Below are 24,320 nucleotides of genomic sequence, written 5' to 3'. Positions count from 1 at the left end.
CGAAGTGGTGAACGAGGGTAAACATGTGCTAGATGATTAACTAATTATTGTGGCACTCCGACACAAAGGATTATTTATAACGCGTTCTGTCATTAATAATGTTATTTATTGGGATGGTGAATGCAATTCCACTTTTTTAGTGAAATTGCAGACCCAAATAGTGAAATAGATAGGTGTGCTTTCTGTATGATTCCTAACTTATTTTAATTAAATCATGTTTTTAACTATGAATTTACGTTCGATTATTTCCGCCTGCGCGCTGCTGAGTTGTAGCCATACCTTTGCTAGTGAGCCTGAAACGGTGACTTGCGAATCAAATAAACCAGGAACCGTCATGGTTCAAGAAGATGAATTGTTTGTGGTCGTCAATGACGCACTCATTCGCAATTCAGACTACTGGCAAAACTTTCTGGATGGCAACATCCTACTCTGCACCACTCACGTAACAGACATGAGTGACCTGTTTGCTAAAAACAAATACTTCAATCAAGACATCAGCCGTTGGGACACCTCTCGTGTAACCAACATGGACCGTATGTTCTCTGGCGCTAAGCGATTTGACCAAGACTTAACCTACTGGGACGTCAAGCGCGTCTCTCGTCATGCCGACTTCGTCAAAGGCAGTGGCCTGTCTGAAGATAGCCTTCCAACTTTTACGCAATAACGTCTATTCAACCCTAGGACAATATAATGAAAAGAACCATAACCTCACTTCTTGTGGGCGCCGCCGCGCTTGCTAGCCAAACTGCTTTTGCTGCTGATATCTCAGTAAAGTGCCCTGACCAAGCCGTTAACTCAGTGATGTTTGAGAATGGCAAAGTTTATGTCGTGGTGGATAATACTCTAATTAAAAATAAGACTTTGTTAGATAATTTAGAGCAAGGTCATATCCGCTTGTGCACCACACAGGTGACGGATATGAGTAGAGTGTTTTATGACCGAGTTTCTTTTAATACAGATATTAGTGATTGGGATACATCAAATGTGACGAACATGGCTTGGATGTTTTACAAAGCACGAGTTTTTAATCAAGACATAGGACATTGGGATACATCTAATGTTACAGATATGAGTTCTATGTTCTCTTGGGCACATTCATTTAACCAAGATATAGGCTATTGGAATACATCAAGTGTTCAAAGAATGGATTTTATGTTCAGTTCTGCATGGGTATTTAACCAAGATATAGGTTATTGGGATACATCAAGTGTTCTGGATATGAGGTCGGTGTTCTGGAGCGCATACGCGTTTAATCAAAATATTGGTCATTGGGATACGTCTAATGTAACTAATATGAGGGATATGTTTAGAAAGGCAGAATCCTTTAATCAAGATATCGGTAATTGGGATACATCAAGAGTTCAGGATATGACTACGATGTTCTGGCAAGCATACGCGTTCAATCAAAATATTGGTAATTGGGATACGTCTAATGTGGAGCTTATGCAAAGTATGTTCAGGGAAGCACACGCATTCGACCAAAAAATTGGGAATTGGGATACATCGAATGTGACGAACATGGCTTCGATGTTTTACAAAGCACGAGTTTTTAATCAAGACATAGGACATTGGGATACATCAAGAGTATGGATTATGAGTAAGATGTTTTCTGGCGCAGAAAAATTTAACCAAGACATTGGCAATTGGTATACTTCACAAGTAGCTTCAATGGATAATATGTTTTCTGGGGCAAAAGTATTTAACCAAGATATTGGTAATTGGAATACATTGAGTGTGAGAAATATGAAAGAGATGTTTTCTAATGCTTCTGCATTTAACCAAGATCTAACCAATTGGAACGTGAGCAGGGTACTGGGGCATACTGACTTTGCCAAAGACAGTGCTTTGACTGAAGAACAACTGCCGTATTTTGTAGACTAACCCTCTCATCGGTTTAACTAAACAAAGGCCAGTGTTGATGGATTCAATGCTGGCTTTTTTGTTGGTTGAGTCACTCTCAAAAAGTGGCTGCAAAAATGGCGGCTTTCATTATAAAACAGCGTTATTTATGGGTATAAATTGTCTTTGTAACTGTTTTTATATACATAGGTTTCTTGGTCAAATTGTTGTTTTTATAGTAATTTATTTTCGTTCCTTAAAGTTCTACGGCATATTTTCTTACAGTGCTTACTTGTTTGTAGGCGTTAAATAGGAAGAAAGGTGGGAAAGACACCTCCTATTGAAGTGGGGGAGTTATAACAATGACTGAAACTGTCGCCACTTTGTCGCCATATACTTTATGGAATAAGATTAACTTGTTGTTTTATAATGTTTAATTTTTGTTTTGTACATAATGGCTTCACTAATCCAGTCTGGCCTAGATCTAACACCAATCATTACCCACCACTACAAAGTGGACGACTTCCAGAAAGGCTTCGACATGATACGCTCTGGTATGTCTGGTAAAGTAATTCTTGATTGGGAATAAGCTTAAGGAGTAAACACTCTCTCGCTTCCTGATTATTTGAAAATGCCCCAAAGAGATTTGGGGCATTTTTGTATCTAAGCTCTCTTCTTCTCAACTAAATTACCTCTGTCACTTAATGGCCATTTTACTGCTCAGTAATCTCTAAAATACTCAATAAGCAGTTACACCTTATTGTTTTATTATTGAAGAGAGGGCTCATGGCTTGTCAACCACTTGCACTGATAATAACTGGAATATTATTAACGCCGAATTTTGCGAACGCTAATACCACTATCTCGAAAGGTAATAGCAATCAAGCAGCAGAACAGGCAGCAAAGGAACTTGCAAACCCAAACACAGCTTACGCTAGCCTTAATTTAAAGCTCCAGTATTCAGGTGGTTACGATGGTGGAGGGGATGCTTTCGCGACTGTATTACAGCCGACATTGCCGTTTCCAATGGATAATGGCGACAAAGTGATCTTCCGCCCGGCTATCTCTTATGTTCAGAATGATTTCAATGTGAATGCGCCGACAAGTTCCCAACATATGGAGCAGTCAGGCGTTACAGACATCTCATTTGATTTAGCTTATGCGCCTAAAATGGAGGGCGGTACTATTGTCGCTTTCGGTCTGTTTGCTTCTTTGCCTACAGGTAGTAATGACTTAACGGCTGATCAATTTGCTGTCGGGCCAGAGTTTATGGTCGGGAAGGCAAGTAGTGAGCGAGTTGTAGGTATGTTCCCAAACCACTTGTATGGTGTTTCTGGAGACGGAGCCGACCATTCTGATACTCGAATAAACAAGACATCGACACAAGTTTTTTGGGTAGAGATCTTAGGTGGAGGTTGGACGGTTGGTTCTGCGCCGACATTCTCATATGACTGGAATAAGGATCAGGCGGAAATTCCGTTAAATATCAGTATTAGTAAAACAACGGTTTTGAATGGACGTCCTTGGAAGTTCGGTATTGAAGCGAATTATTATATTGAGAAAGATGAAAAGACACGTCCGGACTTTATGTTGAGCTTTAATATCAGTCCTGTGGTGGAAAATAAGCTGGCGTCTTTGTTTGATTAATCTAATTGTGAAAGAGTAGAAATGAAAAAGGCTGAACGATCATCGTTCAGCCTTTTGTGTTACTGCATTGAAGCGCTTCTATTAACCCGTAGCAGCCTGCATGATGAGACCACAGATGTAGGCACCGTATGTACCTAGAGCGTAGCCCAATACAGCCATAAGGATACCGACTGGCGCTAATGCTGGGTGGAACGCTGCAGCTACGATAGGAGCTGATGCTGCGCCGCCAACGTTAGCCTGGCTACCGACAGCCATGAAGAACAGTGGTGCGCGGATAAGCTTCGCCATCACAATCATTAGAATGGCATGGATAGTTAGCCATGTGATACCAATGAAGAAGTAGCCTGGATTGTCTAAGATAGCCGTCACATCCATTTGCATACCGATAGTTGCAACTAGGATGTAGATGAACGCTGAACCTACCTTTGATGCGCCACTGTGCTCAAGACTGCGTGTTGATTTGAAGCATGAAGCGATGAGCGCGAACGTTGTCACCATTACGATTAACCAGAAGAAGCCTGATGTAAGGCTGTATTTCGCGAGTTCTGGAGCGTTGGTCGAGATCCAAGGTGCGATTAGGTCACTGAATAAGTGAGCTAGGCCGGTAAGACCGAACGCAATACCCGTGATCTTCATGAGATCTGTTGTGGTTGTTGGGCGAGCGTTCTCTTCTTGGTATTTAGAAACCGTCTCTTTTAGCTCTTCAATAGATGAAGTATCTGCTTTCAACCATGCATCAATCTTCTTCTGACGACCTGCCATGATAAGTAACACGGCCATCCAAATGTTCGCACAGATAACATCAACCGTAATCATTGCAGAGAATAATTGGTCATCAACCTCGAACACTTCTTTCATTGCTGCTTGGTTTGCACCGCCGCCAATCCAAGAACCTGCCACAGTTGTAAGGCCACGCCATACATCGCCAGATACAAGATCAGGATTAACTTGGTCGATAATTAGAATCGCTAAAGGCCCGCCAATGATAATGCCGACAGTACCAGTTAGGAACATGATGACGGCTTTAGAACCAAGGCCAAATATTTTACGAAGGTCTGCTGAGATGATCAGAAGAACGAGTGCACTCGGTAAGAGGTAGCGACTTGCAACGAAGTATAGCTTTGAGTTTGACGCATCGATGATGCCGAAGCTGTTCAGCAATGAGGGAACAAAGTAACAGAGCAATAGACCCGGAACGAACGAGTAGAATTTTTTCAGTGCGCTATTTTGGCTACTTTCCGTGATAAAAACACCGCCAAGAATAACAGCTAACATGCCCATTATTACAGCATCATTAGTAATCATTATTATTATCTCCTTTAAGGTGAGCGCAACCGCCTCACTTTTTGAAGTGCAGGACTATACCGACAACTGGCATACGTTACAAATTGTAACGATAGACATACTTTGAAACGTTTGTGTTAATTTTCACGGTTTGAATTTGTGAATGTGGAGTATTAATTATTGGTTTTGTGAATGTTTTAATGGCAGCTTGTGAGGCGAGTTTAGATATATGCAATGTAATTCAAGCCTTAGAGAGTGGTCGCTATAAATCGACTCGATGTTCGAATGGTTAGATGGAGTGCATATATAGCCATGTTTATAGTGTGGTTTATGCAAGAGTGGAATGTTTCAATAATGTAAAAAATGAATTCATTTTTGCTATGTGAGTAGAAATTAAAAATTATAGGTAGATCACATAAATGTTGTGGATTACCGATTCCAGCATCCGTTCTTCGTACTGATAGGGCACTTCGTGTGGGTTAGGTGAAGAAAAAGCGGCTTATAAGCCGCTTTTTGAATAGTGTTTGACCTTGTATTTAGAGCCCTGCTTAGGATTGTTCTTCCTCAAAGCCGTCGGCATAACCTTTTGGCGGTGGTGTCCAACCTCGTTCGGAGCGTGAATGCTTGTCTGAACGGTCCTTCTTCATGTCTTCTTTCATTGCTTCTTCAAGGTGAATGAAGATTTGTCGGTAGTTGTTGTCGTAACGTGGGTTCTCTTCAGCATCAGACCAAGCTTGGTAAAGCTTTTCAGACTTACGACTTTCAACACGTTGATACGTTGATTTTTGCTGTTCGACGAAGAATGGGTGGTGCCCTAAAGAACGTAAAGCTTCTGCGCCCATTTCGAGTGCCGAGTGGTACGTTTCTGAGACTACAGTATCTGCACCGGCTTCTCGTAGGCGGTAACTGTGACCACGGTCGAACGCACGCGCTAAGATTTTCACATTAGGGTAGGTGTGTTTAACATACTTCACCAATTCAACGCTTGAGTCTTGGTTATCGATAGCGACGACAAGCATTGCCGCTTCTTCGATTCCTGCGGTATGCAATAAGTCATGACGAGTTGCATCACCAAAGTAAGATTTGATATTGATGGAGCGTAACAAATCGACTTGGTTAGCTTGGTGATCCAGAACCACAGTATTGACATCATTCGACACCAATAAGCGGTTAACGATTTGACCGAATCGGCCAATACCAGCAATGATCACCGTGCCTTTCTCTTCGATAGTATCGGCCTCTCGATCGTTAGACTTTTGCTCGTAACGAGGAAGTATCACTTTATCAAATAGAATGAATAAGCCTGGTGTTAGGAACATTGAAAGAGCAACAACCAGCGACAGAGTTTGGACTATATCAGCAGGCAATACGTGGTTTTGAGCCGAGAAGCTAAGTAGTACAAAACCAAATTCACCGGCTTGCGCCAAGCTCAACGTAAACAACCATCGGTCGCTATTTTTGATTTTAAAGATCAGCGCCAATGTAAATAACACCAAGGCTTTAAGTAGCATAACGCCAAGAGTGAGGCCAATGATTAAACCAAAGTCGTTGAATAGAACATCAAAGTTGATGCCCGCACCTACCGTAATGAAGAACAAGCCAAGTAGCAGCCCTTTGAATGGGTCGATATTAGACTCAAGCTCATGGCGGAATTCACTGTTCGCCAATACCACACCGGCAAGGAAGGTACCAAGCGCAGGAGATAAGCCAACAAGGCTCATTAGTGCAGCAATACCAATAACTAACATCAGTGCGGTTGCGGTAAAGATTTCACGCAGGCCTGAGCTCGCCACAAAGCGGAACAGTGGGCGACTCAAGAAGTGCCCGCCGACCACAACAATCGCAATAGATGCTGTGATCACAAGGCCATAAGCCCAGCCGGGTAGGCCAGCAACAAGACTCAACTCTTCATGGTGATCAGAAGCCGAAGCGACCGCGCTTTGTGCAGCTTCGATTAATTCTGGCAATGCTAATAGAGGGATAAATGCCAACATCGGAATGACGGCGATATCTTGGAACAGTAAGACCGAGAAAGCATTCTTGCCGCCTTCTGTCTTGGAGAGTCCTTTCTCATTAAAGGTTTGGAGAACAATCGCCGTAGATGACAGTGCGAAGATCAAACCGATAGTCAGCGCGATCGTCCAAGGTTGCCCAAAGAACAATGCAATGCCCATCACTATGGTCGTTGTGCCACCGACTTGTAGGCCGCCGAGCCCCATAAGGCGGTTTCTCATTGCCCAAAGCATCTTCGGCTCAAGCTCAAGTCCGACCAAGAACAGCATCATCACCACACCGAATTCGGCAAAGTGTTGAATGGTCGTGGTCTCTTCGCCCACTAAGCCGATAATTGGGCCAATCACCACACCGGCAATCAGGTAACCAAGCACAGAACCGAGGCCAAGTCTCTTAGCGATAGGGACGGCGATGACTGCCGCGAGCAAATAGATAAATGCTTGTAGAAAATATCCTGTCATGATCTAACCTCTGCTCATCATTTCATCGACGTAATGGTTTAGCTTTTCAGCCTTGCTTGCCTTGTTGAGGTCGACTTCGCCCGCAACAAAAGCCTCTAAAAGCGATTTGTAGCTATTTACGTGATCTTGAATTCGGCCTTCTTCTAACGCAGTCCGTGAACCAAACAAAGCCAATGGAGCCAAGTAGTTCATGCCGCACAAAGACGCCGTTTGTTCAATTGGGTGAAGCAGTTCACGGATGGTGAAGTGGTTATAACCGTCAGTTTGATAAGCCTCTTTTTTGCCGCCAGCGGTGATACTGCATAACAAGCTTTTGCCTTGCAGTTCATTGCCATCGGTGCCGTAAGCAAATCCGTATTCTAGGACGAGGTCTTGCCATTCTTTAAGAATTGCGGGTGTTGAGTACCAATATAGTGGGAACTGAAAAATGATGATGTCATGGTCCAACAGGCGTTTCTGTTCGCGATCGATATTGATCTTGAAGGTTGGGTATTCAGCATAAAGGTCGACACAGGTGACGCCTTCAATACGTTTGGCTTGCTCAAATAAGGGTTTGTTAGCTTCAGAGCGATGCTGAGAAGGGTGGGCGAATAGCACCAAGACTCGATTTTTCGACATATAGCCCTCTTTGTCCATTAACGAATAATATTTATTGGAATTATAGATATACAATAATAGAAGAATGGTTGAACAACAACGAATTAGCCCATACTTATCTAGTTAGATGCGCGTGTTTTTAGGGACTTAATTATATAAAACACCCATCAATTTGAGTATTTCCGGCACACGCAGCCGATGACTGAGTAAAACTAATTATTCGCTAATAATAAAAGCGAATAGGTGTACTTTATGTCACCGTTGAAGGCTAACGTAAATAATTCAATCACCCTACATAGAACGACAACGAATAAAGGAAAAGGTATGAGCACGGACTTGCGTCAACAATGTAATTTGCTGCTTTCTGGTCACTTCGATCCAACACCAGCCCAAACCTTCGCACAAATGGCTGAATGGTGCGAAACACATGATGTGGTGCACGACACCTACGGTGATGGCGAGTTTATCGAGAGCTTTGAAAATAAGGTCGCAGAGCTGCTTGGTTATGAAGCCGCCGTGTTTGTGATTACCGGCACCATGAACCAACCCACAGCATTAGAAATTGCCTGCCAAGAGAAAAGAAACCCAGTAGTAGCGATGCATGAGTCGAGTCATATTATGCGCCATGAACGCCAAGGGTATCAGCTCCAGAACCGTTTCAATGTACTTCCGGTTGGTAATGTATTTCGCACTTGGAATGTCGATGACTTAAAGGCGTGGCCTGATGAGATTGCCGCGGCATTGTATGAACTACCGATGCGAGAGATTGGTGGTCAGCTGCCTGAGTGGGAAGAGCTTGAAGCGATAAAGCAGTACTGCAAAGAACAATCGATTCATCTGCATATGGATGGTGCTCGTTTGTGGGAGTGCGGCGCGTATTATCAAAAGCCATATAGCGAGATTGCTAAGGGGTTCGATACGGCTTATGTTTCGCTTTACAAAGGGTTAAACGGTCTTGGTGGGTCACTCCTATTAGGTGATAAGGCTTTCGTAGCAAAAGCTTCAGCGTGGATGAAGCGTCAGGGCGGAAATGTTTATCATCGCACGCCTTACGTGGTTTCGGCAGCAATGCAGTTTGATCAACGGATCGAGTTGATGCCAGCATTGTATGAGCGTACTAAGCAAATCTATCAAATCTTACAAGATTACCCGCAGTTCAAAGTGAACCCGCAGGAACCCCAAGTAAACATGCTTCACCTCTATTTACCGGTGGGTTTTGAGGATGGCATTATCCTGCGCGACAATATAGCTAAGAAGCACAAGATTTGGATAGGAAACCCAGCGATCAGCGAACTGCCAAACCAATGTAAGATTGAATGGTATGTAGGTGATAACTTACTAAACTTGCCAGATCATGAGCTGATCGACATTCTAGACTTTATTAACGAAGAGCTGATTTAATTAACGAAGAGTTGATTTGATCGCAGAAGAGTTGAATTGATTACAGCAGAAGTGAGTTAACTGAAATGAATACAGGAATTGTTTTCTGTATTCATTTTTACGCCGATAAGATGACGGGGATTTGTTACATGTATTGGTTGATGTACACGTCGACTAAAAACATGAATACAGGCACTGTGCTGAGAAGTCCGAAGAAGACGATTGGCACCCAGTTTTTCATTTTCTTTTTAGGTTGCTCAGTGTTGTTCATAAGTTCGGCCTTAAATTAGTTGTTGTAGCTGTTTAGCTTTGTGATACTAAAAATCTACGAACATGGTATCAAATAAAATCGATGATCCCTATGCGGATTTAGCGTTTCGTGGTGTGTATCAATCACATAAAATGTAGGCGATTCATAAGCGGTTCATAAAGACTCAATAATAATGAACCTATTAGAACAAGTATTGCCTTATTCGGCATATGAAATAAACAGCATTCAAAGATTTGGAGAAGACAACATGAGAACAATAGGAAACATCATTTGGTTTCTGTTTGGTGGCGTATTTATGGGACTGGCATGGTGGTTCTTCGGACTGCTCGCATTCCTCACCATCGTTGGTATTCCATGGGGTAGAGCGTGTTTTGTAATGGGTAACTTCTCATTCTTCCCATTTGGTCAAGAAGCGATTTCACGTGATGAATTGACTAATGAAACTGACATCGGTACCAGCCCACTAGGTCTGATTGGTAACATCATTTGGTTCTTATTTGCAGGAATCTGGTTGGCGATTGGTCACATCATGTCAGCAGTAGCGTGTTTCATTACTATCATCGGTATTCCGTTTGCGATTCAGCACCTTAAGCTTGCGGTTATCTCATTGGCGCCAATCGGTAAAACGGTCGTCGACAAGCGTGAAGCAGAAGCGGCACGAGTAAGAAACTACAAGGGTTAAGACTACAACTTAAGCCTTATATAGAACTGAAAAAGCACATCACATGATGTGCTTTTTTGTGCCTCGGTTCCTATCTAACGATGCCCAAATCTCACAAACACTCACTAGATACTGTTCCACTAGACATTGTTGAACAAGACTTCAAGCCTAAGGGTGATGTTGGCTTCTTCGGTGTGTTTTTCATAAGGCTCTCGTTCCCATTGATAACGCGGAATCAATTCGTAGAACAGCCACTCTTTCCAAACGTTTTCTCGGTAGGTTATCGACACTTGTGAATATTCGTAGTGGTTATACGGCTCGCTGGTTGCTGTAATCGTCGCGCTGTATTGCAGAGCTTGGTCTTGAGAAAGATAGTGATACAAAGTCAGTCCCGTTCCGTACTCCCAGCCTTTAAGGTCGTCGTTATAACCTGCAAAGTTCGACCATCGTGCTAAGAAGTCATCACTCAAAGAAAGATCAAAATCGATATCGGTGATCTCGCCAGTTTCTTGCTTCTCTTGATACACACGTTGGGTCAGCCTGAATACGGCATCGGTAGTGAGAGGGTAGGTAAAGCGATAACGAGCTTCAATCCGCGGACGCAATGTCGCTTTAATATTGAAGCTACTATAACCCTTGGCATAAGCATCGTAACGTAGGCCGAGTGCGCTCTCTAATTCCTCTGAATCTTGTGGAAAGAAATCCAAGAACTCTTCATCGCCAACCGATTCATAGATTAACTTCAGTCGTTTACTAACAAAAGGCAGGTGCAAGCGTGCGTTGAGCTTGGTTGAGTAATCAACATCGCCACCTTCTGAATAGATAAAATCGTTGTACCAACGGATAGAAGTGCCCGCTCGAGCATCTTCGGTAATGCGGTCATCGACAAAGAAACTGTCAAACCATAATGCGGGTTGGCAAAATTTACTGTTTAGGTAGTGGTAGGCCTTTTCGACAGGGGCGTCTTCTAGCGGTTGACTGTGACACTCATTTTGTTCCTCTGCTTGAGCGGAGTGGGCAACGAGTGAAGCTAATAATGAGGTGCTAACTATCCAACGACTCAATGGAACCTGTTTGTCATTCTATATATCAATAGTTTGACTATAACCAAGCGATCGCAACAATGCGACTTTTTAGTAGTGAGCAGCTAGTGATTCGTCGCTCTTGGTTGGCTATGAAGGCAAAGAATTGAAAGAGACAGGAAGATAAAAGAAAACGGGCTCAGAAGGTGAGCCCGTTTGTGTTAGCTATAAGAAATGACTTGTATCTAGATTACATTGCCGCTTCGAAGATCGCTGAGATTTCTTCATGAGTTGCTTGTTTAGGGTTAGTGAAACCACAAGCGTCTTTTAGTGCGTTGTCAGACAGAGTCGGGATGTCTTCTAGCTTAGCACCAAGTTGAGCAATACCTGTTGGGATGTTCACGTCATTTGCTAGTTGAACAATCGCGTTGATAGCTGCTTCTGCGCCTTGCTCTGCTGTCATACCTTCAACATTCACACCCATCGCTTTTGCAACATCACGTAGACGCTCTGGACAAACTTGCGCGTTATAGCGTTGAACGTGTGGTAGCAAGATAGCGTTACATACACCGTGTGGAAGGTCGTAGAAACCACCCAGTTGGTGTGCCATTGCATGAACATAGCCAAGAGAAGCGTTGTTGAATGCCATGCCAGCCATGAATTGTGCGTAAGCCATTTGCTCACGAGCTTCAATGTCTTCACCGTGCGCTACGGCTGTTCTTAGGTGTGCTTGCACAAGTTCAATCGCTTTAATCGCTACTGCGTCTGTGATTGGCGTTGCAGCGATAGAAACGTAAGCTTCGATTGCGTGTGTTAACGCGTCCATGCCTGTTGCTGCCGTTAGTGATGCAGGTTTAGCAAGCATCAACTCAGGATCGTTTACTGAGATAAGTGGTGTTGTGTGCTTATCAACGATAGCCATCTTAATGTGACGAGCTTCGTCAGTAATGATGCAGAAACGCGTCATTTCAGAAGCTGTACCTGCTGTTGTGTTGATAGCAATTAGAGGCATCATTGGCTTTTCAGACTGGTCAACGCCTTCGTAATCAGCAATCTTGCCGCCGTTAGAAGCAACTAACGCGATACCTTTTGCACAGTCGTGTGGAGAACCGCCACCTAGTGAAACAACGAAATCACAATCGTTGTCAGTCAGTAACTCAAGACCATCGTTCACGTTAGTGATGGTTGGGTTTGGTTGAGTACCATCGAATACAACTGCGTCTACGCCACGTTGGCTAAGTAGGTCTTGTACCTGTTTAACTACGCCAATTTGGTTAAGGATCTTATCCGTTACGATCAGACCTTTTTTGAAGCCTTGAGACTGAATGCTATCAGCAGCATCTTTCAAACAGCCAGTACCCATGAAGTTGATTGTAGGGATGTAAAATGCAGTAGACATTGGAAAACTCCGTTAATTATGATTTTTTAATTTCCTACATGTTGTCGGCAATCAACTGGTCGACCATTGATCTGGAACAACTTTGATTCCGAACTACCACTTTGTGGTTATGCGTTGTGATAGGGCTCATATAGCAATCGTTTTTATGGTTTTCTTATGTGTTTATTGTCAGTAATGGAAAGCGAACTATTGATTAATTTAAGAACAGAATGGCGTTCCATAGTCATGAAAGGTAAAGGCTATTCACTCAACATCGGTTCAAGTTCAGTTTGTGTCGATGGTTTGCGTGAGTCATCGTTAGCTTCAATTTGAGGTTGTTGATACTCATCGGTATCTAAGACGTCAGAGGTGTCTTCTGGTTCTTCATCATAATACTTAACAAGGAATGGGGTGAGCATGACGGATGACGGTAAGAAGTGCTTCATGGTACCTCCCGGTACTTAAGTGTATTTCTTGTATGGTATTGGTTTAATATGTGGCAAAATTTGCGATACATCATGACTTGTTGCTTGTTTTCTATAAATTCTTAGAACTATATTCAGGCTCACAAAAATGATAGTAGAATGCACATCTGGCCTTTGAGGCAATGAGAAAATAAATACAAGCACTGCTCAACCGCGCGAATAATAGGAAATAAAATGAAGTACGATTGGATATTCTTTGATGCAGATGAAACATTGTTCCACTTTGATGCTTTTCAAGGAATGAAGCTGATGTTCTCCCGTTTTGGCGTGGACTTTAGCGAACAGGATTATTCAGTTTATCAAGAGGTTAATTTGCCGTTATGGGTCGATTACCAAGATGGCCGTATTACAGCGGCACAACTGAAGCACGCGCGTTTTGAAAGCTGGGCAACAAAGTTAGAGACAACAACGGCAGCACTAAACAGTGCCTTTTTAGCCGCAATGGCAGACATCTGTTCTCTGCTTCCTGGTGCAAAAGAGTTGATGGAGTCGTTAAAAGGCAAAGTGAACATGGGTATCATCACCAATGGTTTCACAGAGCTGCAGTCAATCCGTTTGGAACGAACAGGAATGACAGACTACTTTGACCATGTGATCATTTCTGAGGAAGTCGGTGTCGCTAAACCAGACGCGGAAATTTTTGAGCATGCACACAAGCTGATTGGATTGCCATCAAAGCAAAGAGTATTGATGGTCGGGGACAACCCACACTCTGATATTTTAGGTGGCTTGGATTTTGGTATTGAGACCTGTTGGTTGAACAGCCAAGAGAAAGCGACGCCAGCAGGAATTAACCCTCATTATCAGGTTAAGTCTCTGGCTGACTTACAAGCTTTGCTGTTGGCTTAGTTAATTGATAGATGCTTTGTAAACAAAGTGTTGATGGCCGAGTACGAAAATGTACTCGGCCAATTATTATGAACTTGGTTTAACCATAGAGTGACCATCAAAAATAGATAAAGGAAAAGGCGTGCTGAAATCTCATCGTTATAGCTGCTACGGCATTATCGCCATTTTACTATGGAGCTGTTTGATTGCTCTGTCTCGTAGTGTCTCAGAACAGCTAGGTCCAATTGGTGGTGCAGCCAGTCTTTATACGGTGAGTTCGCTGTTGTTGGTCTGTGTTATGGGGTTACCAAAGCTGTCACGTTTTTCTAAGTCTTACCTGCTGATTGGCGGCGCCTTGTTCGTTTGTTATGAGATTTTCCTGGCTCTGGCTTTGGGAATGGCGAACAGCCGACATCAAGCGATAGAGATGGCCGTAATTAACTATCTGTGGCCGGCACTGACGGTGTTGTTTGCGGTGCTGTTGAGTGACAAAAAAATTAACTGGTTGGTTTATCCAAGTATCGTCTTAGCGTTCTTTGGCGTGGCTTGGAGTATCAGTGGCGATCAGGGGCTTTCTGTCGAGCAAATCGCGGCTAATATTGCGACTAATCCTAAAACCTATTCGATGGCATTCTTCGGCGCGATTATTTGGGCGGTATATTGCAATTACACCCAACGCGTTGCTAAAGGGCAGAATGCGATTGTGCTTTTCTTTATCGCTACTGCGGTCACTCTGTGGATCAAATACGCATTGAGTGATGAAACCGGCATGGTGATGACTTCAAGTGCTGCGATTGACTTAGTGCTTGCTGGGGCTTGTATGGGGGCTGGTTACGCGCTTTGGAACACGGCGATTCTGGGGGGGAATATGGTGTTTCTTGCAACCATGTCTTACTTTACGCCAATCTTCGCGACCTTACTGTCTTCTATGATTCTAGGTTTGTCATTGAGCATGAGTTTTTGGCAGGGCGTTTGTATGGTGACGATCGGTTCATTGGCTTGCTGGTGGGTAACCAGAGACAAAAAGCCGACGGTTAAGGCGTCGGCTTCTGAAGAGGTTCAGTCTTGAGTGTTGAACTTAAGAGAGAATGCTCTTAGCTCGCGATATTGAGGTTCAATTGAAGCTCATAAGGCATCTTAGATAGGCGTCGCTTAAGTTGGCGGCGCGTGCGTTCAATATCATCGACCGCAATCGCTTGTTGGTCGTTGGTATGAATATCAACATTGATTCTTAATTCAGGACCAACTTTAGTCACACCCATTAGCTCCAAATCTTGGTCCGCATCTTTGTCCACAGCGACAACATTCTTATCTACCGCGTCACAAATATCTTTGGTTGCCGACATCATTAGCAGCTCACGCATTGCTTCACGTAGCATGTCGAACGGCACTTTGATGAAGTAGAAAGACATCAGCAACATCATCATAGGGTCGGCATATACCGCGTATTCAGCAAACGGAGAGTAAGCCACCAACCAAGCAACAACGAAACCTGCCGTAACTGCCACACTCAAAAGCGTATCCATTTGCCACTGTTTTGACTCAGCTTGAATCAAACCTGAAGAAATGCGTTTGCTCTTGTTGGCGATGTACCACCAAGCGTAACCACAACCCAATACGTTGAAAATACCAAACAGAGTTGCGATAGAAGCATCGACTTCACGACCACCTGTCATCAGAGCACCAATCGCAGAGTAAAGCGAATAACCGACCACAAGCAGAATCACAATCGCTTTAATCGCGATTACGATGGGCTCAATGATGGCTCGACCGAACGGGAACTCCCTGTCTGATGGGCGATTAATGTATTTCGAAGCAGCTAGTGACAATAAAGTTAACAGTAAGCTGATAAGAGAATAGACACCGTCAAATACTATGACTAGAGAGCCAACGAGAAGACCCAACACCAATCCGCCAATTGCGAAGCCTGATGCTAAAAGGGCTGAGAACAATAGTACTCGGTTTTCGTTTTGGCTTTTCCTGTCACACATAATATTTTCCAGATGTTTTTGATAACTTCATTGTTCTAATATTGAGCTAGCTTTACAAACTTTATCTGATGACGTTTATATGTCGGTAACTCGTTTTATATTCAAGTTCTTACTATTCAACGGCTTATGGGTAAATTCTGGTGTCAGTAAAGTTGACGATGACTGTTTTTCAGAAAATGTGAAACTGGCGTTAAATGGTTTATGATTAATAAAACACATAGGTTGTGAAGGTCTCATAGCTAGCTGTGTAAAGGATCAGGCTGTTAGGGTTACAGAAATCGCGCTGAAATCTTATAGCTTAAACTTGGGTTTGAACCTTGGGCGTAGAGCTGAGTTGAACTTGAAAAGGAATGGATGAAGATGAAATTTGATGATCTCAACGATAGCGAGTTGTGGGCGATTGCTAACCCGATCATGGACAACTTGATGGATGGTTCAACCAAGGTTGACCATGCTCAGCACTGCCGAGATTTTACGCAGCGCATGAAGGATATTGTGACGCCTGAGTATCTAGCGAAGGTGTGTCATCATTATCAGCACAGCAACGGATTTTTTGCTGAACGTGAGCCTGTGGCGTTATTCAGACGCTCCGATTCCATCGCCTTTGTTTGGAAACAAGCGTATACCATTGCGAAAGGCGAGTTTGTGGCAGAAATGGTGTTGGTTGAAGAAGACGGACGTTATTTAGTGGATCACGTGATGGTCTTCTAAAGAGAGAGCTTTCTATTTGTTAGATGATTTTAAGTGTTGAGATAGAGCATTATCTGACACTTTAGAAATCAAACAAGTAATCGCTGATCTGATCCGCTAACCAATTCATACCTGGGTGTTCCGCCATACCTGCCGCAGTAAACATACAGTAGTCTTCTTGAGTTAGACCATAAGTGTGCTTGATCACCGCCAATTCTTGTTCGCGCAATAAATGGCGTATCAATGGCTCAGGCATTACGCCCCAAGCATCTTCTCGTAGAATCGTATCCAACATAAAATCGAAGCTAGAGAAGCCGATGTATCGGCGAGAGAAGGGCTCAAGCTCAGGGTTATCTTTTTCATTGAGATAAACCATGGTCGCTTGCATCGAATTTCTAAGTACTTCATCCGACACTCTTCGCATCGCACTCAAATCATGCCCTTTCTTACATACCGACATCATTCGGATCTTGCCGAGTGGGTTGTAGATAATTCTTGGGTCGTCGACACGCTCGTAATCGACACCAAACGCAAAATCAACTTGCTGAGTTTCGACAAGATTAGCCAAGTCGCCACTAGAAGCGAGAACGAAGTTGAAAGAAGTGGAAGGGTATTTGTTGTTTAGGGCGTGCGATAAACTTTGCCACATTTCATCGGGTAGGGAATCGTCGCGAGCGATCCAAATCTCGGCGTTGAATTCACCTGAAACATGTAAGCAGGTTTGCTTAATGCGTGCTGCCGTTACCAACATACCTTCGCAATCTTTGTAGATAGCTTTGCCTGCTTCAGAAAGCTCTACGTGGTTGCCACTGCGAACAAACAGTTCGACATCTAACTCTTTTTCCAAGGCTTTGATCGACATGCTCAGTTTGGTTCGGTTGCATTCAAGCTGTCGCGCAGCTTCAGAGACGGATCCTAAATCAGCAACAGAACAAAAGGCTTGGACTTGAGAAAGGTTCATTTCATTTCCATATTGAGCGGGTGGCGGTGCATATTATCTGAATATTGTGCTGACTATCTTAGAAATAGTCCATCTTTGCATGATAACTCTATGACGAATTGACTAATTTGGTTTATTCTGGGGGCGTTCCGAACCTACAAGAAGTAAAGATGGAGGCCATGATGGCGAAACAATGGGACGAGTACGCACCTGATTGGGATAACGATCCCGCTACTGCTGTATTCGCACAGTCCGCATTTGACCAGTTAACACAGCTCGTTGATTTGAACGGAACCCGTGTCCTTGATTTTGGTTGTGGTACAGGATTACTCAGCCAGAAAATATCTCCTTTTGCAAAAGAGATCATCGCTCTCGATATCTCAGAAGGGATGATTGAAGAGTTAGATAAAAAAGAGCTGTCTAATGTAGAGCCTGTCGTTGATATCTTATCGCGAGGACTTGCAGCCCAACACCCAGCATTCAGAAATCAGTTTGACTTAGTGGTAGCCTCTTCGGTATGCGGCTTTATTCCGAACCTACAAGATACGGTCAGCCTTATTTATACTCTGTTAGAAAACGATGGGGTTTTTGTACACTGGGATTGGTACTTAGAAAACGACAGCGAAGATTTTGGGGTCAGCGAACAGCGCTCCCAGAATGTATTGAGCGCAGCAGGTTTTTCGATTGTTGAAGTCTCAACACCGTTTTCAATCGACACCCCACAAGGTACTTTGAAGGTTCTGATGGGTGTAGGCCGTAAACAAGTGGTTCCTCATCTATAGTTCACTTGTCTGTAGTTGACGTATCTGCAGTTGACGTATAGATAGCTGATCAGATAACCGCACTCACGCTTAATTGACTAAACCCACATCAACGATCTTTGGATCCGTTATGTGGGTTTTCTATTTATACGCACTTGCGTTTTAAACTAAACGGTTCAATCAAAGGGCCTAATCTCTTCTGCTCACTCTTTCCCTTCCCACCATAAATTTTGCTCTACCGTTAATTTATAGTTTTCCCAACGACAATCATCGATAAACAACCATCGTTAATTTTCAAATGGCCAATTTACAAACTGTCTATTCACAAAATTTACAAACTATCTATTCACAAATTACTAAGTTACAAATGGTGTTTTCCATTTTGGAAATGTAGCCTTGCATACATTTCATTAGTGGAAATGTAAGTGTGAGATATAAAATAAGCCCATAAGAATATTAAGGGTTTAATCATGAGCCACCAATCTGCGTCATCTACTTCTTCATCACTTTCAGATCAACAACAACGCTTTAGCAATATCATTTCAGATGCCAACCTGTCCCCAAAACAGAAGTCGAGCTATCTTGCCTTAGAAGCCGAAGCCAGCCTGCCGTATATGCCGGTAAGCAATGAAGTAGAGCAAGCCTTACAACAAGGTGTGCTGTGTGACATGTTTGAAGGTCACGCCCCATTTAAGCCGCGCTATGTGCTTCCTGATTATTCTAAATACTTACATCAAGGCTCCAAGTATTTAGAGCTTAGCGCGGCAACTAATTTCGACGAAGCATTGAACATGCTCACTATCCTTTATCATCACGTTCCGTCAGTGACTTCAATTCCGGTTTATTTAGGCCAGTTGGACGATGTTTTGATGCCTTTTGTTGGCGGTTTGACGGATGAGCAGGTATACCAAAAGCTGAAGCTGTTCTGGATCATGCTGGATCGCACACTGCCAGATGCCTTTATGCATGTGAATATCGGCCCGACCGACAACATTGTGTGTCGTACGATTTTGCGCGTAGATGCTGAACTGAAGCAGATCGCACCAAACCTAACCTTTATGTACGACCCTGCTGTGACACCTGATGATCTACTTCGTCATGCGGCAAGCAATATCTGTGAGTGCAGTAAACCACATATCGCAAACTATCCAGCGCATGCCGAGGCTTACGGCGACAAGCGTTTTGGTATTGTGAGCTGCTATAACTCTTTGCCTTTAGCGGGCGGTTCAAACACCTTGGTGCGTATGAACCTCAAGCAAGTGGCGTTGAAGTCTGAGGACAGTGCTGATTTCTTACAACAAGTATTGCCGAATTACAGTGGCATCATGGTTGAATTGATGAACGCTCGTAGCCGCTTCTTGCATGAAGAGTCTAACTTTTTTGACGGTTTCCTGACCAAAGAAGGCCTTATCGAAGAAGACCGCTTTGCGCCAATGTTTGGTATTTATGGCATGGCGGAAGCCGTCAACATCTTGCTGGAGAAAGAGGGCCAAGCAGGGCGCTATGGTCACGATGAACAGGCGAATCAGCTTGGTCATTGCATTTCTGAAAAGCTGGCTGAGATCGTTGAAAGCTCTGAAGTGAAGTATGGGCTTGAGGGTAAAGCTCTGCTGCATGCTCAAGGCGGTATTAGTTTAGATGAAGATGTGACTCCGGGTGTCCGTATTCCTTATGGCACCGAACCGGATCCAGTCTCTTACGTTCGTGCTACCGCGGGTCACCATAAGTTCTACACCTCTGGCATCAGTGACATTTTGACCATCGATGAAACAGTGAAATCAAATCCTGAAGCGATGTTTAACCTGTGTAAAGGCGCGATTCAGGCGGGTTACCGTGAGTTCACTGCCAACGTTGCATCAAATGATTTGGTTCGTGTAACGGGTTACATGATCAAACTGTCTGATATTGCTAAATATGACGAGCAAGGTTCACGCACCAATACTACTTTCCTTGGTGCTGAAGCCGCTAAAAATACGGGCATTCTAGAGCGTAAGCCACGCGTGGCGAGCTTAGAGATGTCGCCGACATACGAATAGCTTTAACGTGCGTGTGTTATGTATGTGAGGCGTTTCGAATACGAACAATGTGAATTATGAAAGTTTCTGATCTAACAACTCAAATGGCTAGGGTTAAAAATAATAAGACAGAAAAACAAGCGAAGGTCAGCCGTGTGCTGACCTTTTCTTGTGTTGACGGCCCGGGAAACCGCTTGGTGCTGTTTCTTCAGGGCTGCAATTTCGATTGCATCACTTGTCATAACCCACACACTATTAACCACTGCAACCATTGTGGAGATTGCGTTAGTGGCTGCCCGAGCAGTGCTCTGAGTCTTATTGAAGGCAAAGTGAAGTGGGATCCGGTAGCTTGTACCAACTGCGATCAGTGCATCGATACCTGTGATCATAAGTCGAGCCCAAAAATCACCACGATGACGGTCTCAGAGGTGCTTGAACTGGTGAGGCATAATCAATTTTTCCTGAGTGGTATTACCGTTTCGGGTGGCGAAGCGACGATGCAATTGCCGTTTATCATCGAACTATTTCAAGCGATCAAAAGCGATCCGCAATTGGGTCATCTCACGTGCTTTATTGATAGTAATGGCTCACTGTCGCAACAAGGGTGGAATAAGGTGTTGCCTTACCTTGATGGTGCAATGATCGACCTAAAATCATGGCAATCTGAAACGCATCAATGGCTAGTGGGTAGAGGGAACCATCGAGTGTTTGAAACCATCAACTACTTAGCAGATAAAGGAAAGTTACATGAAGTCCGGTTGCTGCATATCCCTAATAAAAGTGACCTCGATATCGAGGTAGAGCAGGTCGGTTACTACTTGAAGGGCTTGCCAAGTGATGTTCGAATTCGGCTGAATGCGTTTCAACATCATGGAGTAATTGGTGAAGCTTTGGAGTGGCCTAAATGTACAGAACAACAGATGCAGAGTTTTCACGACAAGCTCTACTTAATTGTTCAAAGGCCAATGCAAACACCTGAGGTTTATACTTAATATTCGCGGTCATCAATGACGAATGAGCTAGGCTTCTAAGAACAAATCACACAACCATTTGATCGCTTGGTCATTCATGTTTGGCTTGTTCCACACTAAGCTATACGCCACTTTACCGTAATCAAAAGGGAGCGGCTTACTTACCAAGCCTTGTGCTTGCTTGGCATGCTTAGCCCACTGTTTAGAGCTGGTGAATAGGAAAGGCGTGTGGTGACACAGTACAGCCGCTGCTCCGAAGTCCGCTACCGATATTGCCATATCTCTTGGCTTATGACATTGAACTAAGTTTTGCTCAAAGTAAGGCTGAGACAGTTCGTTATCTAAAATCCCAATGTGTTTGTAATCTAAATAGCCTTCAACCGTTAGCTCTTGCTGAGCGAGAGGGTGGTAAGCGCCCATCAAACAAACCATTTCATCAGGAAGAATCGTTTCCCACACCAACTCTTTATTATCTGTTGGTGGTTGGGATATATCATGGGGCAACAAGATCAAATTGACCTTACCACTGAGCAAAGCATCGAATCCAAGCTCCTGTTTCGAATAGATATTAAGTTTGGCTTTTGGTGCAAGTTCAGTGGTGATTTTGCTGATCTTCGAGGCAAACACTTCGAAGGTACTTTCACGCATCGAAAGTGAAAAGCTGCCTTGATATTCTTGAGGAGTAAAACTTTTTTGGTGAAGTAGCCCGTTCATGCTGGAAAGAATCGCGTGAACGGTGGGAGCTATTTTCAGGGCAAAGGGAGTCGGGATCAGCTTGGTACCGTCTCGATAGAAAAGCTCGTCGTTGAGAATGTCACGTAGCTGAGATAATGTCTTACTCACACTCGAAGGGCTGACAAAGAGTTGCTCTGAGGTTTGAGTGACGCTGTGGGTGTTCAGCATAATATGCAGCGCAGTGAGGTGTTTAAGGCTCACTCGCGATAAATGTAAGTAATCCATACACAACTCACTCAATGCGTGACAACAGTCGGTTTAAGGCTTTATAACAGAAACTAGCGTGCTAACTTGTGATGAGCTCGCGAAAAGTGACCCGCACAGAATGCGCCTACAATGGATAACTCACCCGCCAAACATAGTGCAGCACAGACTTCAGCGAGGGCTTGTGATTTGCCGTTGCCATGCAGCCCTAGTAGATCGAGACAGGCTTTTTGACTTGGTAGGCTTGTACCGCCACCGACTGTCCCTAACATCAAGTTAGGCAGCGTCACGCTCGCGTATAAACCACCTTCTTTGTTGAGCTCCATACGAGTCATACCAATCGCTGACTCAGCAACACACGCTGCGTCTTGGCCGCAAGCGATATAGAGTGCAGCCAGTGCATTCGCATAATGGGCATTGATACCAATCGTACCGCTAAGAGCGCCACCGACTGTAGTCATTTGTCCGAACTGTACCATCTTCTCTGGTGTGGTATGGAGGTACTTAGCGACAAGTTCAGCTGAGATATTAACCTCGGCTGTGACCTTTTTGCCACGAAACGCTGCGCAAGGTTTGAGTATTGGCTTTTTTGTCGCCCGATAAGTTGCCATCAAGGAAGGCGTGATCGGGTTTAACTGGTGTATGTTCAATTATGTACTCAAATACCGCGTTGGTTGCGATAGTCACCATATTCTGGCCAGAGGCATCTCCGGTTAGAAATTCAAACACCAAGTAAACATGGTTGCCTTCGATGTTGATGTTGATGTCGGTAAGCTTGCCGTGTGATGTTGTTGATTCCGCCAAGATCTTGAACTGGTCATATTGAGTCACAGCCCAAGCCACAAACTGTCCGGCTTCAACTAACCCTTGGAATGCGAAACCAGGCGTACGTGTTACACCTTCATTAAGCAACATAGCACTTGCGCCACCACAAGCCGTAATCAGCTTTGAACCACGGTTATAAGACGCGACAAGCGCCGCTTCTGTCGTTGCGAGTGGTACGAGGTAATCGCCCGTAGCAAATAGGCCATTGACTCTTAAAGGGCCAGATATTCCCACAGGGACTTTAACTGTGCCAATAAAGTGCTCAATGTTTTTCTCATAAGCTTGGACCTGACTTTGTGTATGAGGGTCGAGGAGCTCTTGTTGAGAATCTAAATTGTCGAGAGCTGTCCAGCGACGTGCTAGATTTTTTTCTGTCAGATAGGGGCTAGGTGTCAGCTTATTTACTGGCTTTTCAAAATGAGGCTGAAGCTTTTTTTCTAATGCGTCTGCGGAGATGTCGCCTCCTAAAATAGAAACATAGTCACGGCGATGCAGATTTAGTTTTGGCATAAATAGTATGAAGTAAAGTTTGTGCAGCAAATTGGTTTGCGCTGATTCTACCGAGTAATAAGCCAGAAACAAGCGCCTGATATAATGAGTTACAGTTTGTATGGGTTTAGCAGCAATTTGTTCGCCTAAGCAAGACAACTTCGTTAAAAAATGCTCACTATGAGATTGAACTAGATATGGATATCGAGAAGGCTGCCGATGGCTTCGTTTTGACGATCAATCACACTCGCACCAACGCGGTTATAACTTGCGCTTTGAGTCAGTTTTATGAGTGCATCCGTTGAGGATGAAGATGGTTCCGGTTCTTTCTCTTTAAACGAAATGGATTGTTCAGGTTCTATTTGGTTAAAGCTGAAATCGCTAGTTTGGAAAGCGTCATCGGATTCTAGAGAGTGTTTGGAGGATTGGTTGAGCTCGATTGCCGCTTCTTCAGCCATGTTGGTTGACTGCTGAATAATGGCGTAACCAGATTGAATACCAGATATCGACATAGCAGAACCTTTTATTGACGTATTGAATGAGTCTAGGCGGACGATATTTTGAGCGCAATGGTGAACAGGTGAAATTTACGGTGAAACGGTGAACTTAAGCTAAAATAGTGACGTCTGTCTATTAATTAAACAGATCATTTAGTGCGTTTAACTCTTCATCAGTAAGCAGAGAAGGCTGGTCCGTTTCAAGGTTGCCGTCGATTTCACCTTGAAGTGCTTTCAATTGCTGTGGGCTAAGAAGCTGTATTTGCTGCTTAAATACTTCAAATTGCTGTGTATTCATAATGTGACCTTTGTTCAAATCCATATGCTCTATAGAGC

At 43.7% G+C, this 24,320-nt stretch carries 23 protein-coding genes and 2 pseudogenes; 12 read left to right on the top strand and 13 right to left on the bottom strand.

What is annotated here, in order from left to right; genetic code table 11:
• The first annotated feature begins 226 nt into the window (after positions 1 to 226).
• The 4 genes and pseudogenes from DUN60_RS22450 to DUN60_RS22435 all read left to right on the top strand — a co-directional run bounded on the left by DUN60_RS22450 (position 227) and on the right by DUN60_RS22435 (position 3,486).
• Complete coding sequence (locus tag DUN60_RS22450) at positions 227 to 664, top strand: BspA family leucine-rich repeat surface protein (RefSeq protein ID WP_114635773.1); 438 nt, start codon at positions 227 to 229, stop codon at positions 662 to 664.
• Positions 665 to 690: 26 nt separating this feature from the next.
• Positions 691 to 1,881, top strand: a complete 1,191-nt coding sequence (locus DUN60_RS22445; protein ID WP_102326886.1) for a BspA family leucine-rich repeat surface protein — start codon at positions 691 to 693, stop codon at positions 1,879 to 1,881.
• A gap of 406 nt (positions 1,882 to 2,287) precedes the next feature.
• Positions 2,288 to 2,428: pseudogene (locus DUN60_RS22440) on the top strand (L-threonine 3-dehydrogenase); the annotation flags it as partial.
• Between the two features lie 197 nt (positions 2,429 to 2,625).
• The gene (locus tag DUN60_RS22435) at positions 2,626 to 3,486 is read left to right on the top strand and encodes a transporter (RefSeq protein ID WP_114635507.1); all 861 of its coding nucleotides are present in this window, start codon (positions 2,626 to 2,628) and stop codon (positions 3,484 to 3,486) included.
• Between the two features lie 81 nt (positions 3,487 to 3,567).
• Here the strand turns inward: DUN60_RS22435 and DUN60_RS22430 are convergent, their stop codons facing one another.
• From DUN60_RS22430 to DUN60_RS22420, 3 genes are all read right to left on the bottom strand, one after another.
• Positions 3,568 to 4,791: a DUF819 family protein gene (locus DUN60_RS22430; RefSeq protein WP_102326889.1), complete on the bottom strand. Its 1,224-nt coding sequence runs from the start codon at positions 4,789 to 4,791 to the stop codon at positions 3,568 to 3,570.
• 527 nt (positions 4,792 to 5,318) lie between these two features.
• Positions 5,319 to 7,244 carry a monovalent cation:proton antiporter-2 (CPA2) family protein gene (locus DUN60_RS22425; protein WP_114635506.1) on the bottom strand — a complete coding sequence of 642 codons (1,926 nt, stop codon included), beginning with the start codon at positions 7,242 to 7,244 and terminating at the stop codon, positions 5,319 to 5,321.
• Positions 7,245 to 7,247: 3 nt separating this feature from the next.
• Positions 7,248 to 7,862, bottom strand: coding sequence for an NAD(P)H-dependent oxidoreductase (locus DUN60_RS22420; protein ID WP_114635505.1), 615 nt, complete (start codon positions 7,860 to 7,862; stop codon positions 7,248 to 7,250).
• A 303-nt stretch (positions 7,863 to 8,165) separates the two neighbouring features.
• Here DUN60_RS22420 and DUN60_RS22415 point away from each other — a divergent pair, with 303 nt between their 5' ends.
• A complete protein-coding gene (locus tag DUN60_RS22415) occupies positions 8,166 to 9,242 on the top strand; it encodes a threonine aldolase family protein (RefSeq protein ID WP_114635504.1) in 1,077 nt (358 codons plus the stop codon).
• Between the two features lie 124 nt (positions 9,243 to 9,366).
• On the opposite strand, the gene DUN60_RS24920 is transcribed toward DUN60_RS22415, so the two are convergent.
• Positions 9,367 to 9,492: a hypothetical protein gene (locus DUN60_RS24920; protein ID WP_017060906.1), complete on the bottom strand. Its 126-nt coding sequence runs from the start codon at positions 9,490 to 9,492 to the stop codon at positions 9,367 to 9,369.
• A 247-nt stretch (positions 9,493 to 9,739) separates the two neighbouring features.
• Between DUN60_RS24920 and DUN60_RS22410 the strand changes: the two genes are divergently transcribed.
• Positions 9,740 to 10,174: a YccF domain-containing protein gene (locus tag DUN60_RS22410; RefSeq protein ID WP_017111843.1), complete on the top strand. Its 435-nt coding sequence runs from the start codon at positions 9,740 to 9,742 to the stop codon at positions 10,172 to 10,174.
• Positions 10,175 to 10,293: 119 nt separating this feature from the next.
• On the opposite strand, the gene DUN60_RS22405 is transcribed toward DUN60_RS22410, so the two are convergent.
• The 3 genes from DUN60_RS22405 to DUN60_RS22395 form a co-directional block, all read right to left on the bottom strand.
• Positions 10,294 to 11,217, bottom strand: coding sequence for a hypothetical protein (locus DUN60_RS22405; protein WP_102291846.1), 924 nt, complete (start codon positions 11,215 to 11,217; stop codon positions 10,294 to 10,296).
• A 208-nt stretch (positions 11,218 to 11,425) separates the two neighbouring features.
• Positions 11,426 to 12,574, bottom strand: coding sequence for an L-threonine dehydrogenase (yiaY, locus tag DUN60_RS22400; RefSeq protein ID WP_009845589.1), 1,149 nt, complete (start codon positions 12,572 to 12,574; stop codon positions 11,426 to 11,428).
• 239 nt (positions 12,575 to 12,813) lie between these two features.
• The gene (locus tag DUN60_RS22395; protein WP_114635503.1) at positions 12,814 to 12,999 is read right to left on the bottom strand and encodes a hypothetical protein; all 186 of its coding nucleotides are present in this window, start codon (positions 12,997 to 12,999) and stop codon (positions 12,814 to 12,816) included.
• Between the two features lie 213 nt (positions 13,000 to 13,212).
• Between DUN60_RS22395 and yjjG the strand changes: the two genes are divergently transcribed.
• Both yjjG and yddG read left to right on the top strand, forming a co-directional pair.
• On the top strand, positions 13,213 to 13,887 hold the full coding sequence (gene yjjG, locus DUN60_RS22390; protein ID WP_017098476.1) for a pyrimidine 5'-nucleotidase: 675 nt from the start codon (positions 13,213 to 13,215) through the stop codon (positions 13,885 to 13,887).
• Positions 13,888 to 14,008: 121 nt separating this feature from the next.
• Complete coding sequence (yddG, locus tag DUN60_RS22385; protein ID WP_114635502.1) at positions 14,009 to 14,935, top strand: aromatic amino acid DMT transporter YddG; 927 nt, start codon at positions 14,009 to 14,011, stop codon at positions 14,933 to 14,935.
• A 25-nt stretch (positions 14,936 to 14,960) separates the two neighbouring features.
• Here yddG and DUN60_RS22380 read toward each other — a convergent pair whose 3' ends face one another.
• Positions 14,961 to 15,857 carry a cation diffusion facilitator family transporter gene (locus tag DUN60_RS22380; RefSeq protein WP_065105429.1) on the bottom strand — a complete coding sequence of 299 codons (897 nt, stop codon included), beginning with the start codon at positions 15,855 to 15,857 and terminating at the stop codon, positions 14,961 to 14,963.
• A 360-nt stretch (positions 15,858 to 16,217) separates the two neighbouring features.
• Between DUN60_RS22380 and DUN60_RS22375 the strand changes: the two genes are divergently transcribed.
• Complete coding sequence (locus tag DUN60_RS22375; RefSeq protein ID WP_114635501.1) at positions 16,218 to 16,568, top strand: hypothetical protein; 351 nt, start codon at positions 16,218 to 16,220, stop codon at positions 16,566 to 16,568.
• Positions 16,569 to 16,629: 61 nt separating this feature from the next.
• On the opposite strand, the gene DUN60_RS22370 is transcribed toward DUN60_RS22375, so the two are convergent.
• Positions 16,630 to 17,508 carry a LysR family transcriptional regulator gene (locus DUN60_RS22370; protein WP_009845583.1) on the bottom strand — a complete coding sequence of 293 codons (879 nt, stop codon included), beginning with the start codon at positions 17,506 to 17,508 and terminating at the stop codon, positions 16,630 to 16,632.
• Positions 17,509 to 17,669: 161 nt separating this feature from the next.
• Between DUN60_RS22370 and DUN60_RS22365 the strand changes: the two genes are divergently transcribed.
• From DUN60_RS22365 to DUN60_RS22355, 3 genes are all read left to right on the top strand, one after another.
• Positions 17,670 to 18,269 carry a class I SAM-dependent DNA methyltransferase gene (locus DUN60_RS22365; protein WP_009845582.1) on the top strand — a complete coding sequence of 200 codons (600 nt, stop codon included), beginning with the start codon at positions 17,670 to 17,672 and terminating at the stop codon, positions 18,267 to 18,269.
• Positions 18,270 to 18,718: 449 nt separating this feature from the next.
• Positions 18,719 to 20,284, top strand: coding sequence for a YjjI family glycine radical enzyme (locus DUN60_RS22360; protein WP_114635500.1), 1,566 nt, complete (start codon positions 18,719 to 18,721; stop codon positions 20,282 to 20,284).
• 56 nt (positions 20,285 to 20,340) lie between these two features.
• On the top strand, positions 20,341 to 21,255 hold the full coding sequence (locus DUN60_RS22355; RefSeq protein WP_114635499.1) for a YjjW family glycine radical enzyme activase: 915 nt from the start codon (positions 20,341 to 20,343) through the stop codon (positions 21,253 to 21,255).
• Positions 21,256 to 21,282: 27 nt separating this feature from the next.
• Here the strand turns inward: DUN60_RS22355 and DUN60_RS22350 are convergent, their stop codons facing one another.
• The 4 genes and pseudogenes from DUN60_RS22350 to DUN60_RS22335 all read right to left on the bottom strand — a co-directional run bounded on the left by DUN60_RS22350 (position 21,283) and on the right by DUN60_RS22335 (position 24,306).
• On the bottom strand, positions 21,283 to 22,194 hold the full coding sequence (locus DUN60_RS22350) for a LysR family transcriptional regulator (protein ID WP_114635498.1): 912 nt from the start codon (positions 22,192 to 22,194) through the stop codon (positions 21,283 to 21,285).
• Between the two features lie 53 nt (positions 22,195 to 22,247).
• Positions 22,248 to 23,508 (bottom strand): annotated as a pseudogene (locus tag DUN60_RS22345) (hydroxymethylglutaryl-CoA reductase).
• A gap of 170 nt (positions 23,509 to 23,678) precedes the next feature.
• Positions 23,679 to 23,999 (bottom strand): hypothetical protein, encoded by a 321-nt coding sequence (locus DUN60_RS22340; protein ID WP_114635497.1) that lies wholly within the window; start codon positions 23,997 to 23,999, stop codon positions 23,679 to 23,681.
• A gap of 121 nt (positions 24,000 to 24,120) precedes the next feature.
• Positions 24,121 to 24,306 (bottom strand): hypothetical protein, encoded by a 186-nt coding sequence (locus tag DUN60_RS22335; RefSeq protein ID WP_004730253.1) that lies wholly within the window; start codon positions 24,304 to 24,306, stop codon positions 24,121 to 24,123.
• Positions 24,307 to 24,320 lie beyond the last annotated feature (14 nt).

Source organism: Vibrio splendidus, assembly GCF_003345295.1.
Lineage (GTDB): Bacteria > Pseudomonadota > Gammaproteobacteria > Enterobacterales > Vibrionaceae > Vibrio > Vibrio splendidus_K.
This window is presented reverse-complemented; position numbering and strand designations above follow the sequence as displayed.